The following is a 13,048-nucleotide window of genomic DNA, read 5'->3' as shown; positions in this document are numbered from 1 at the left end:
AACTTACCAATTGTAAAAACGCTTAATCTATTATCATGTCATCAACAAACGTCTTTGAATATCAAAATGGCCAGTTGTTCTGCGAGGGGCGGAACGTGGATGAACTGGCTAAAAAAGTGGGTACCCCTTTTTATCTGTATTCCAAAAAGTCATTTCTAGACAAATATAACGCCATCAAAGATGCCTTTAAGGCAATTGACCCGCTGATCTGTTATTCTGTAAAAACCTGCGGAAATATCAATATTCTTGCGCAACTTATCAATGCCGGGGCGGGAATGGACGTGGTTAGCGGAGGCGAACTGTTCAGGGCACTGGAGGCTGGTGCAGATCCAAAGAAAATTGTATTCGCGGCAATAGGCAAAACGGACGCCGAGATCGAGTATGCACTGGAAATGGGTATTGGATGGTTCAATATAGAGTCAGAAGCTGAATTTGAAAATATTTCACGGCTGGCAAAAGAAAGAAATTTATCTGTAAATGCTGCCCTTCGGGTCAATCCTGACGTTTACGATAGCCGAACGCACGAAAAAACCATGACCGGGCACCGAGGAAGTAAATTTGGGGTGGATATTGAGCGTGCAACGGATTTTTTCAAAAATGCTGGTACCAATAAGCATTGCAAGGTTAATGGAATACATTTTCACCTTGGTTCTCCTATTTATACGCCAGAGCCTTATGTCCTGGCGATCGGCAAGGTGATGATCCTTCTGGGAAAACTAAAAAACCTGGGGATACATATCGATACGATTAATATTGGTGGGGGCTATGCTGCAGACTATACAACCGGACTTGCTCCGCAAGCATTGGACTACGCGGAGGCGATTATTCCCCTGCTTGCGCCGTTTGTCGCTGAAGGCGGCCGGGTGATCATGGAACCTGGCAGGTCGATATCGGCAAGCAGCGGGGTACTGATTTCAAAGGTACTTTACTTAAAAGAAGGTGGCGGTAAGAAATTTGCGGTTCTGGATGCGGGCATGAGCCAGCTGATTAGGCCAGCACTGTATGATGCGTTTCACTTCATATGGCCTACCAAGGTCGATGCATTACAGGTTCCCAAAGGCCTTTTACAGGAAATGGACCTTCCGGGGTTAGAAAAATACCACATCACAGGACCGATATGTGAATCCAGTGATTATTTAGCACGCGACCGCTCGCTTCCCCGGTTAAAACCCTCGGAGCTGATCTGTATCTTCACCAGCGGCGCATATGGGATGGTGATGGCGAGTCAGTATAATGCTGTTCCGCGGCCTCCAGAGATTCTGGTAGATGGCGAAGAAGCCTTCGTAATCCGGGAGCGCGAAACCCTGCATACCCTAACAGAATTAGAAAGGGATATGCGAACGATATAACAGATCGCAGAATTTAAATATAAATACCCTGCAGAAATATACAGGGTATTTATATATTTTAACGCATTTTGGTTTCCCTATTTTTCCATTAGATATATTTTTCTTTTTTGAAAGTCCCAGACGGATTTATATTGGGAAAGTAAGGCAAAACCGAATGTTATCGAATTTTTTTCTGTTATACCTATAGCCTTTTTTGCATTTTGCGCGGCCGAGGGCGGCGTGAGTACCAGGCTTCCTGGTCTTAGACGGATATGACCAGGCAAAGTCAACGAATCCAGGCTCGCTTGTCTTTTTCCAGGTTGTGAGCTAAGCATTCCTGAGCTCATCCATTGTGCTTTGGTTTCTTCGGTCAGCGTCAGTGTGCCCAGCTGGCCGGTATCGAATGAAATCGCCAGCGTATCGCGCCCCATTATTAAGGGAATAACGGGGTGGTTGGGCAGTTTTCTAAGTTCGAAATCAATCGTTGCGATGAGCTTTTCTCGGAATAGAAAATCCTTTCTGCGCTGGCGTTTTGGGGTGTTGCGATAAAAGGTGATCCGTTTTTTTTGATAATCAAGTTTGAAAAGATAATTCTTAAAAAAATCATAACCAATAAGCCCAATGATATCCGGAGTAATGGAATTCATGTAACTGAAATCATGTCCACTTACCGGTCCCGCATCCGAATAGAAAAGTCTGTTGTCAAGGGCAATGCTTTTCACGGTTGGATAATGCTGGGTCTGATAGGACTGGCCGCTGGAGACAAATCCCGAGCTTGGATTTAAGCCTTCACCCAGGGACACGAGCTTATTGTCGAGTTCCAGGGCGCTTTGCGCTCCGGTATCGAACATCAGCCATCCATCCCGGCCATTAACCGTTGCACTTATAAACGGGAAATATTTGAAAAGCGTAAAGTTGAGGCTTAAGGTATCGCCGGTTATGCGGATGTTTCCTGCGGTTGAGGAAATGGAATTTTCAGGGCGTTTTCGAGCTGGAGGAAAAGAATCTGGTTTCCCTTGGGACTGTGCTAGACAAGTCAGTGTGGCCAGCATTAGCGACAAGGGAAATATGGACAGGTATTTTAATTTCATTTTTTTTTTGCAAACCTGTTTAAATTTGGCTGGAATTATGGTTAATGAAGTGTTAATGAATGTGCTGAGCTATGCAGTATTTCTGATAATTTATAATTTTAAATATGGACATAAGATTTAATTCCAAACAGGTTGTGCTGATCTGTTTTTCCATCCTGCTTATGCTCACTGGGATACAAAGTTATCTGGTGTACAATATGTACAGACTGGACCAGCGCAACTATCAGAATTCGGTCACTGCCCAGGTCCTGAAGCTGGCATCAGGAGGCGCTTTTCAAGCTCTGGATTCCAGCCAGCTTGCAAGTTTGATGAAAAATGCGGAAATGGTGGAAAAAGGGGAAATGGAAATCCAGAAGCTCAGAAGACAGATGATTTTAAGCGGATTAGCACTGGCCCGTAAATACGACGACCGTCTTGCCTTTCATGCGAAAACTGACAACCGCTTAAGTGGGGTACGATTACTTACCACATACACCTCGGTCATTATTAGCGTCGGGAACAGGAAGATAATCGCTGCAGATCAAGAGCATCCGCTACTAATGCATGCCGTGAGGAATCCAAAGGCAAGAATTATTGCACTTGGGGATTATAATGGGAAGAGCGAGAAAACTGGATCAGGGGCGTCTTTGACAATCTCTTACCGCATTTCAAAACAGCTGGAGCTGCCTGAATTCCCTGGAGAGATCCTGCGCCGGTCAGCAATTGTAGGCTTCCTCTCCATTATCCTTTTTATTTGCGCAGTAGGTGTGTTTTATCTTGTTATCAAATCTGAAGATCAGCAGAGAAAAGTTGCTGAGTTGCGCAGGGACCTGGTGGATAACATCACCCATGAGCTCAAAACCCCATTGAGTGCGATGGCTATTGCATTTAAAACCTGGAAACTTCTTGACGCTGGTAACACACCAGCCGCCCAGGTCCGACTGTTTAATACCCTGGAACGTCAGCATCAGCGGCTCACAGAAACGGTAGACAGGATACTGGATTCAGCACTTAAAGCGTACCAGGTACCCGATAAGGCATTTGTGGAAATGAAGGCATTTTTGAAAGCCTATAGCGATCAGCTTATCCTGGAAAATCACAGCCTCAGCCTGTCCATAGCGGAATCTGTCTGCAGGGTGCGTGGAACGGCTGAACTGATTGGATCTGCGATTGATAACCTGATCAGCAATGCGCAAAAGTATACATCCGGGGGCCTGGAGATTCACCTGAGTGGGAAGATCGAAAACGGCAGATACAGGATCGATGTAAGGGATAGTGGAGCAGGAATTAAAGAGGAATTCCGCGGGCATCTTTTTGAGAAATTTTACCGTATTCCTGGAACCGATCTGCATTCAGTTAAGGGAATGGGACTGGGTCTTTACCTAAGTAGAGAAAGTATTCGTTCCGCAGGTGGTGAAGTTGAACTGAGTTCATCTTCGAACAAAGGCAGCGTATTTACGATATATTTAAAAATTTTATGAAACCGAACATTCTGATACTGGAAGACGACAAAGATGTGGGGCCGCTTTTAAGGCAGTACCTGGAGATCAAGGGCTATGTAGTAACGCTTTGTGAAGACGGTTTAGCCGGTCGGAAGGCAATGAGCACACAGGTCTTTGATATGGTACTTCTAGATGTGGTTATGCCAAAGGAAGATGGTTTTTCCTTCGCTTCGGACCTGGTCAAGATGCATCAAGATCTGCCCTTCCTGTTCATTACTGCTCGGAGGTTGAAAGAAGACGTGATTAAAGGCCTTCGGATTGGCGCTTATGATTACATCATTAAACCCTTTGATGCAGAAGAACTTGTTGTGCGAATTGAAAATATCTTAAAGCGTAATGGCAAAATGCTCACAGCGGACAAGCCCCAAAGCATTGGTCTTTTCGAGCTGGATGTAAAAAATCTTTTACTCAGCGGACCTGGTATTAAGCGGTCCTTGACGCAGCGGGAGGCCGATTTATTATTGCTGTTATTGAAGAACCAGAATCATCTCCTCTCCCGAGAGGAAATACTCATAAGGCTCTGGAAATCCAGCGACTTTTTTACCGGCCGCAGTATGGATGTTTTCGTATCGAGGCTTAGAAAATATCTAGCTGCAGACAAAAATGTACTTATTGAAAATATAAGGGCAAAGGGCATCCGGTTGCACATCAATGGCAAAAATGAAGGTTGAATAACTGCGGGCTGATCTCTCCTGCTTTCTCCAATATGGTTACCTGGCCATCTGAATTGAACATGCAATGGATGGGGAAATCTCCTGCTGCTGCATTGTTTTACATTCCTATCCATTCCTTTTATACCGCTATTTAAATTGTCAATAGGTTTAAATTCATTGATTTATAAATGGGGTTATCCTGTACAAACCTGAAGGATTAACTTCGTAACATCCTAAGATAAAATTTTCGGCCAGTGTTTAGCATTGCAATGTCTGCGAAACGTCTTTTTTCAATTTTAAGCAACTGAAAAACAGGATAGTAACCATATAGTCCCCAAGATACCAGAAAGTACCTACTTGCAAGGGCGGGTAGTTCTGGACTACCTTTGATTCACTTAAGTTATCGATACTATGAAGTCAAATTTAACCACATTTACTTTTCTGCTGTTGCATGTTGCGGTACTGGGGCAGAAAATCAAAGGACCCATAAAAAATCCAATGGTGCACAATTTGAGCATGGCATCCTCAGGCATGAAAACAAAAAATAACCAGTTAATCAATTCCAACATGAAAGCTTATAAAGATTACAAAACCCTACAGGTTACCCTGCATGAGCGCGTAGCCTATGTCACGATCAATCATCCGCCACTGAACATTCTGGACGGGAAGTTGATGACCGATCTGCACAATTTTGCATCGGAGGTGAAAGGTGATGTTAATGTACGGGTCATTGTATTGCAGAGTGCGGATAAGGATTTCTTCATTCCGCATGGCGACATGAATTTTGTCAACGACATCGCATCTTTTACAAACCTCGCCAAAGATTATGAAGGGGATGGGCAACTGAACCCAATGCAGAAACTGCATGAGCAGTGGCGTACTCTCCCACAGGTAACTATCGCAAAGCTAAATGGATTTGCGCGAGGAGGGGGTGCAGAACTGGCCTCTGCACTGGATATGCGTTTCGGTGCGAAGGGAAAAATGGGACTTGCGCAAATGGAAGTGTTAACTGGAATCATTCCAGGAGCAGGCGGTACGGTTTATTTACCGAAGCTTGTTGGCCGTGCACGTGCAATGGAGATCATTCTTGGTGCTGACTTATTTGATGCAGATCTTGCCGAGCGTTACGGATGGATCAATCGGGCAATCCCGGCTACAGAAATTGATGAATTTGTTTCCAAGCTGGCTGAAAGGATTGCCAGACTGGATAACGAGGTAATTGCCGCAACCAAGAGTGCTGTGAATGCAACAATGGGCATCCAAACACAGGGACTGGTAGAAGAAAATGTACTTTTAGGGTTGTTATTTTCTGGGGAGAATGCGTCAAGAAAAACAAGGGCGGCGCTGGAAGCAGGCGCCCAGACACGAGCAGGCGAAAAGAGGCTGGAAACGTTGCTAAACAATATAAAGTAGTTAATGTCTTCACATTAATGCCTAAAATGAATGGATGATGAAAATATATGGACTCAAAAAGTGCTTTTATATAGACTCTGCTGCTAACACATTAATCAACAGTTTAATTAGGGATTATCTATAATAAGCTAAATTCCAGACCTGTAAGCATGTCTGGAATTTAGAATCAGTTTTAGGAAGTAGTTATATTACTTAACCAAAGAGCGGTCATAAAGCTTTCTGTTAACTTTATATACATCTTCAACGCTCATCTTAAATACTTTACGGTCGTAGGTCATAAATCCATTTACTTCAGCTTCCACATCCGTTGTTTGTGTGTAAACAGCGGCGGAAAGTCCCAGTTTGATTAATTCTTCAAGCCTTGTGGTAAAAGTCGCATATTTGGCAAAGAGTTCTTCTCCGTTTTTGAAATTCTGGTAGCCCCAGTTTTTATTACTCACCCAGGTATGACCAGGTACAGTCCAACCGAGTCCGCCAAATTCTCCGAGTACAACAGCTTTCGTCTTTCCGAATATTTCTGCTCTGGGCATTGCGGGTTGTGGATAATTATGCAGGTCAACCATGTCCCCTGTATCAAAATAGTTTCCACCGCTGGCGCTATTGACTAGTCTCGAAGGATCCATGTTCATCGTCCATTCGGTAATTTCCACGGTCTTGAACTGTCCCCATGCCTCGTTAAAAGGTACCCAAACTACAATAGATGGGAAATTATGCAGTGTACGCATAATGGTTTCCCATTCTTTGCGATAATATCCTTCGGAGATCTCACTCCGGTTCTGTTCCGTACCATTATCAAGCACACCAGGGCGGTTGTCCCAATGGTTACCCAGGTCACCGCTTGGCATGTCCTGCCACAGCAGCATACCAAGCTGATCACAGTAGGCATAATAGCGGGCAGGTTCAACCTTTATGTGTTTGCGGATCATATTGAAACCCATCTTTTTAAGCTGGTCGACATCAAATTTCATGGCTTCCTCAGTTGGCGGTGTATAAAGGCCGTCTGGCCACCATCCCTGATCAAGTGGGCCATATTGAAACAGAAACTCATTGTTTAACTGAATACGCTGGATGCCTTTGCTATCTGCGGCACGGGATATTTTACGCATGGCAAAATAGCTTTTAACTTCATCTACCGAACTGCCTGCGCGCATCACACTAAAGGTGAGATCATAAAGAAAAGGGTGGTCAGGTGACCATAATTTCTGTTTTGATATACGGAGTTGCGCATTTTCTCCTGGTGATACGATCTGTTCAGCTACTTTTGTTTTTCCATCCCATGCAGCAATGAGTAAGCGATCTCCTATTTTAGGGCTAATAACATCTGCAGAAACGTTCAGGATTTGCCTGTCGATATCCGGGGTCTGTTTTGTGGATGCAATGTAGGTATTTCCTACAGCTTCAAGCCAAACGGTTTGCCAGATACCAGTTACCGGAGTATACCAGATGCTACCAGGTTTTTTTACCTGCTTGCCACGTGGCTGGGGCCCCTCGTCGGTGGGATCCCATACACGCACCTTCAGTTCTTGGGCAGTACCAGCTTTTAGTGCTGAGGTAATATCGAATGAGAAAGGATCAAATCCGCCCTGGTGTAAGCCTACTCGTTTTCCGTTTACAAATACTTCGGTCCTCCAGTCTACAGCTCCGAAGTGAAGCAGGATCCGTTTTCCTTTTAAATTCTTGTTTAGTGAGATGGTGTTTTTATACCAAAGTACGCTGTCTTTGCCTACGGTTTTTGCCACGCCAGAAATCGCCGATTCAACTGCAAATGGAACCAGTATTTTACCCTGATAGGCCGTGGGCTCCCCTTTGGAAGCTGGAGTAATGGCGTAGTTCCAGAGACCGTTAAGGTTTTGCCAGTTTTCCCTAACCATTTGTGGCCGTGGATATTCTTTCAAAGGCGCTTTAGGGTCAATTTTTTCGGCCCATGGGGTGGTAATTTTGTCGCGGACAAGTTTCCAGGAATTCTCCTGTGCTCTTATCTGTAAGCCGGCGAAGATTAATGCGCCGCATAGAATAAAGGTGTTGATTGTTTTCATGAGGATCTTAGGTGTTGAGTAGGTTTGTTTATAGGGTAGAAAAGAAAACAGCATTTCTAAAAGTGTATCATGTACACAAAGTTAAAATTTGACAAACATAATTTCCTACAAGTGAAGACAGCTAGTCCAGTTTTTATTATAAAAACAAAAACTGGACTAGCTGCAAATTTTTGGCTCATGTCTTTGGTCTTAAAAATGGTGTCAATTATATACACTAAATGACGATTTCACACATTTTTACTATCACCCAAACCAATTCTTCTCAAAAAGTAATTCTCAAATTTTGAGGAAAGATTTAAGGAATCTATTTAAATAACAAAGCTCAGTTCTGAATGCCATTGGCATCAAAACTGGGCTGCTGTCCCTTCTGCGAAAATCTCCTGAAAGAACTTCTCAATTCCCTGCGCATATTGATTTTTTAGATTATAGGGTTGGATTATTTACATTCCGTTGGAGTAAATTCAATAGAATTGGAATAGCTGAGCTGCCCAAGATTTTTGAATTTCGTCTGTCCTTTCACTTCTTCTGTTTCCCCAAAACCTTCGATGAGCTTCCCGTCCTTTTTTATCCAAACGACCTGTCTGGTTGAGTTGGCGCCTTCTGAATTGAAATTATAATCCGCGATAATGGTATCCCCTTTAACGATACCCTTTACAGACCCACTGTTACGGTCCTTTTCGTAAAGGCTATAGCTTAATTCCCCAGATACATTGCTGCCGGAGCGGAGTAGTTTCAAGGTTGCGGTGTCCCTGTTTTTTGTATAAACGAAGCATTCCTGCACATTGGTCACCATGCCTGTTTCGGCAGTTGTAGCGGTACCTGAATTAGGCAAGGTTTTGCCGCTCTCGCCCTGACAAGCGCAAAGCGTTGCAGCGGCAAAGGCTAATGTTGGTATTATATTTTTCATAGGTTAATAGAGTAATTTTCGTCAGTTAAGACAAAGGCCTTGCCAAAATTCGGGGGGTTATAGTTAGTGCTGAACCTTTAGCGCCTGGAATCCGCTTCTTTTTTGGAATCATTTACGTTCCGGCATAATGGCTTTTAAATCCTTGCCACAAGAAAAATGGAGATTCTTATGGCAAGGATTTCCAGCTTTACACGGGTTTACCTGGAGGGCTGACCTACTCTGTATTTTCGCTGCCATAGCTCTTTTATGCCCATTGTGATCAGGGCTAGTAGACCGAAAGCGCTCATCACCCAGGGTGCAGTGTGCAGACCATAGTTGGCTATGGCCAATCCGCTTATTGCAGTACCCAGGGAGATACCAAGATTTCCGCAGGAAATGGAAATACTGTTGGCAAATTCCTCGGCTTCGGGTGCGGTTTCGATCATGTATGCCTGCCCGGTCAAAAAACATGGGGTATGAAAGAAACCCCACACCATAATCAGCATAACCAGGGTAGCATTTGCTGGTCCAGAGAAATAGATCGGGACAGACATCAGCATCAGCCCTGTGAGAAACAGCAGGGTTGTGAGCGTAATATTTTTGCTGAGCAGTCTGCCAGCAAGAAAATTACCTGCAACCCCGGAAATCCCAAAAAGCAATAGCATGAGGCTGATCGGCTTTGCCCCCAGACCATTGATGCGGCCCAGATATTCTGCAAAATAACTGTAGGTCGTGAACATCGTCCCATTCATTAAAAATGTAAATACAGCGCTCGATAAAAAAACGGGGTTGGTCAAGATCCTTAACTGTGTCTGGTAGGATCCTGTAGTTTTTACGGGCAAGGCAGGCAGACCGAACCAGATGGCACAGACAGCAGCCATGCTAACCAAGGTCTGCAGCATAAAGGATGCTTGCCAGCTATCAAAGAAACCGGCAACGAAGGTCGCCAATGGGACTGTGGTAATTGTAGCAACACCTACCCCACCAATTACGATGGCCATCATTTTGTGTTTTTCGTGCGCCCCGGCCGAAGTCGTCGCAGCGCCGACAGCGGCGGATACCAGGGCAGGATGCAAGAATGCCGGCAGCAACCTGGCGATCAGTAAAATTAAGAATGGCGGCGAGAAAGATGATATCACTCCAGTAAATAAAAATAGGCCCATACTTCCCGCCATAAGTTTCTTACGATCTATATTGGAAGTGGCAATGGTTAGCAAAGGCCCTGCGAGAGCGGCAACCATCGCGAAGGCACTCAAGAGAATGCCCGCCTTGTCTATGGTAATCTGATAGTGACTGGCAATCTGCGGAAGAATGCCGATTACACCGAATTCTGTACTAATTACGCCGATGAGGCTGAGACAACCTATATAAGCTATTTTATTTTTCATGTGTTTATAAAACCATTGTTATTCTGTTGGTAAAAACCGGGTGCAATATTGATTTGGTGTTCCTTTGCGGTGAGAATGTAACCACACCATATAACCCCTCTCCATTGCGCCGGGAACGATTTATCTCCCCTGCTTGTCAAGAAAAGCCATAACTGCCGACTTTAGTTCCTGTGGTGCTTCCTCAGGGATCCAGTGCCCGGTGCCAGGAATTACCAGAGCGTACACGTTAGTGGCATATTTGCGCATCTGGTTGCCTTGGAATTCACCCATGCCACCTTTTGCGCCTCCTCCTATTGCCATCGCAGGAATCATGATTTTAGTTTTTGAAATCAATTTGTTGTCCTCTACATTTTTAGTTAGCACCCGGTAGTAATCAAAAGCGGCATTCAGACTATGAGGTTTTGAGTAGGACTTTTCGTATAGTCCAAGGAGTTCTTTCGTGAAAATCTCAGGTTTGGCTGCATGTTCTTTAATAAAATGCTCAAAGAAAAGGCCTTCTTTTCCTGTAATCAAGGTTTCAGCCAGGCGGTTTTTAGCTGAAAAGAAGCTAAAATGCCAAACCAGCGATTCACCCTGTGGCGTAAATGCCGGGAAGTCATAAATGCGTTCATCAGGGATCGGTGCCTCCATATAAATGACACTACGGATATTTTTCTGATTTTCCACCAACATCGGGTAAGTGTTCCAGATGCCGATATCATGGGCGATAAGGTCGAACTTTGCACTTACGCTATGGCTTTTCGCATGTTTGTAAAGCAAGGCTGAAATATCTTTGGCGATATAGGATTTCGGGACCTCGGATTGCCCCAGACCAGGCAGATCAAGTGCGATAACAGTATATTTTTTTGATAATTCCGGCATTAGCTGATGCCACTCATACCAAGTCTGGCCAAATCCGTGAACCAAATAGACCAGTGGTCCGGTCCCGCCTTTAACATAATGGATTTTGATTCCATTAACCAGCTGATATTCGCTTTTAAACCCCTGGGGGAGCGGAAATTCCTCCTGTGCAATGGCCAGTATGGAGATGAGTAAGAAGATAAGGGTTAGCAAACTGTTTTTTGATGTTCTTTTCATGTTATATAATATAATAATTGTATGTTTTATTTAATTGAAGAATTGAGGAGGCATGGTGTATTTGTATAATATAACCAACCGATCGTTCTGTTATAAGGCAAAAAAACTCAGGCATTCATTCCTCCGTCTATGGTAATAATGGATCCAGTGACGTATTTACCTTCGTCGCTGGCGAGGAATGCTGCCAAGCTGGCAATATCTTGTACGCTGCCATAGTCAGGCAGCGCCATTCTTGATCTGAGAAAGTCAGCGTGTGGGGTATCTGCCGGATTCATATCCGTATCAATCGGCCCAGGCTGAATTAAATTCACGGTAATCTTTCTAGGTCCCAGTACTCTGGCCAGGCCTTTAGTGAATCCTTGCAAGGCCGCTTTGCTTGTTGAATACAGTACCATATCCGAGAATACTACAAAATCAGCAAGATTGCTTCCGATGGATATGATTCGGCCGCCTTGACTCATGCGGGAAGACACGGCATGGCTCGCCGCAAAAACTGCCTTGACATTAATATCCATGATTCTATCAAAGTCTTTTAGCGAAAGCTCCTGAAAATCGCCTGAAGGACAGATCCCGGCATTGTTTATCAGGACATCAACTGGTTTCAGCTGTTGAACGATATTGGCAATGGCTTGTTGTAGCGCGTCAGCATCGGAATTATCGACCTGTAGCGCAATACTCCGTACGCCATAGCTGCTGAGTTTACCCTGTTGCGTCTTTGCCTGAAGGGCAGAACTGGAATAGGTAAAAACTACGTCCGCACCTTCGGATGCGAACCTCTCCGCAATGGCGGCACCTATGCCACGGCTACCGCCCGTAATGAATACGAGTTTGTTCTGAAACTTTGATTCTTTCATCATTTAAATTATATTTAAGTTATTGAATATTAAACATTTATTTCAAACCTTTCGTTCTGTTATTAATTAAAAAAAATCAGCTGGCAATTGTATTGATCAGGTGATCGGTGAGTTTCTGGGTGAGTTTTTTATCATTAAAAAGGATATCTGCATTCCAAAGGCTGCCAAAAGAGGCAACTATAAAGTGGGCGATAATTTCAGGGTCCTTATCCGGATTGATTTCCCCCTGATCCCTGGCCTGGGTTAGTAGTTCTGAAAAAAGCTTGACGGAATTTTTAGCCTGGTTATTCAGGAGCTGCTGGACCTGCTGGTCTGATTTGCCGAGTTCGAAAGTAGTCCTGACCGACATGCAGGTCTTGGCTTCAAAGACCATATTCTTAATGATGCCTTTTATAATAAGGCGGATGGCCTCCAAAGGAGATTTCCCCTTACCTGCTGCCAGCCTATATTGCGATTCTTTGGTGGCTATATAGCTGTCCAGGCATTTAAGAAACAGGCTGTGCTTATTTCCATAAGCATCGTAGATGCTGCTTCGGTTTATTTGAAGGGTATCGACCAGATCATTTAAAGAAGTTGCATGATAGCCCTTTTTCCAGAAAAGGTTTCGGGCCTCTTCCAATTTCTGGTCGTAATCAAATTCCCTGTTTCTTGGCATGTGACAAAATTACTATACCCAACCGATTGTTCCAAATTAAAATTAAAAAAATTTAAAACTCTCCCCTCTTTCCGTCGATATAGTACTTGATGCCCCGGGATGTGAAAATCATCGAGTGAGTCTTTCTTTTTTACTGAGAGTGGTGGTTAAGTTTACCATTACAGAATGCTGGATTATTATTCACTA

Annotated in this window: 11 protein-coding genes; 4 read left to right on the top strand and 7 right to left on the bottom strand. The window is 44.1% G+C overall.

Annotated elements, in window-relative coordinates; genetic code table 11:
• Window positions 1-35 precede the first annotated feature (35 nt).
• Window positions 36-1,349 carry a diaminopimelate decarboxylase gene (gene lysA / locus ACZZZW_RS07895; protein WP_463492821.1) on the top strand — a complete coding sequence of 438 codons (1,314 nt, stop codon included), beginning with the start codon at window positions 36-38 and terminating at the stop codon, window positions 1,347-1,349.
• A 77-nt stretch (window positions 1,350-1,426) separates the two neighbouring features.
• On the opposite strand, the gene ACZZZW_RS07890 is transcribed toward lysA, so the two are convergent.
• The gene (locus ACZZZW_RS07890; RefSeq protein WP_463492820.1) at window positions 1,427-2,419 is read right to left on the bottom strand and encodes a hypothetical protein; all 993 of its coding nucleotides are present in this window, start codon (window positions 2,417-2,419) and stop codon (window positions 1,427-1,429) included.
• Window positions 2,420-2,523: 104 nt separating this feature from the next.
• On the opposite strand from ACZZZW_RS07890, the gene ACZZZW_RS07885 reads away from it, so the two are divergent.
• The 3 genes from ACZZZW_RS07885 (at window position 2,524) to ACZZZW_RS07875 (ending at window position 5,966) form a co-directional block, all read left to right on the top strand.
• Window positions 2,524-3,879: a sensor histidine kinase gene (locus tag ACZZZW_RS07885; protein ID WP_463492819.1), complete on the top strand. Its 1,356-nt coding sequence runs from the start codon at window positions 2,524-2,526 to the stop codon at window positions 3,877-3,879.
• The gene (locus ACZZZW_RS07880) at window positions 3,876-4,571 is read left to right on the top strand and encodes a response regulator transcription factor (RefSeq protein ID WP_463492818.1); all 696 of its coding nucleotides are present in this window, start codon (window positions 3,876-3,878) and stop codon (window positions 4,569-4,571) included. Before ACZZZW_RS07885 ends, ACZZZW_RS07880 begins: the two co-directional genes overlap by 4 nt.
• A 393-nt stretch (window positions 4,572-4,964) precedes the next feature.
• Window positions 4,965-5,966: an enoyl-CoA hydratase/isomerase family protein gene (locus tag ACZZZW_RS07875; protein WP_463492817.1), complete on the top strand. Its 1,002-nt coding sequence runs from the start codon at window positions 4,965-4,967 to the stop codon at window positions 5,964-5,966.
• Window positions 5,967-6,154: 188 nt separating this feature from the next.
• Here the strand turns inward: ACZZZW_RS07875 and ACZZZW_RS07870 are convergent, their stop codons facing one another.
• From ACZZZW_RS07870 to ACZZZW_RS07845, 6 genes are all read right to left on the bottom strand, one after another.
• Window positions 6,155-8,002, bottom strand: a complete 1,848-nt coding sequence (locus ACZZZW_RS07870) for a glycoside hydrolase family 2 protein (protein WP_463492816.1) — start codon at window positions 8,000-8,002, stop codon at window positions 6,155-6,157.
• 436 nt (window positions 8,003-8,438) lie between these two features.
• Window positions 8,439-8,909 (bottom strand): hypothetical protein, encoded by a 471-nt coding sequence (locus ACZZZW_RS07865; protein WP_463492815.1) that lies wholly within the window; start codon window positions 8,907-8,909, stop codon window positions 8,439-8,441.
• Window positions 8,910-9,106: 197 nt separating this feature from the next.
• A complete protein-coding gene (locus tag ACZZZW_RS07860) occupies window positions 9,107-10,276 on the bottom strand; it encodes an MFS transporter (RefSeq protein ID WP_463492814.1) in 1,170 nt (389 codons plus the stop codon).
• A gap of 120 nt (window positions 10,277-10,396) precedes the next feature.
• A complete protein-coding gene (locus tag ACZZZW_RS07855; RefSeq protein ID WP_463492813.1) occupies window positions 10,397-11,353 on the bottom strand; it encodes an alpha/beta fold hydrolase in 957 nt (318 codons plus the stop codon).
• A gap of 107 nt (window positions 11,354-11,460) precedes the next feature.
• Window positions 11,461-12,210, bottom strand: coding sequence for an SDR family NAD(P)-dependent oxidoreductase (locus tag ACZZZW_RS07850; RefSeq protein WP_463492812.1), 750 nt, complete (start codon window positions 12,208-12,210; stop codon window positions 11,461-11,463).
• A 73-nt stretch (window positions 12,211-12,283) separates the two neighbouring features.
• On the bottom strand, window positions 12,284-12,862 hold the full coding sequence (locus ACZZZW_RS07845; RefSeq protein WP_463492811.1) for a TetR/AcrR family transcriptional regulator: 579 nt from the start codon (window positions 12,860-12,862) through the stop codon (window positions 12,284-12,286).
• Between the last annotated feature and the right edge of the window lie 186 nt (window positions 12,863-13,048).

This window comes from Pedobacter sp. AC379 (assembly GCF_979258145.1).
This window is presented reverse-complemented; position numbering and strand designations above follow the sequence as displayed.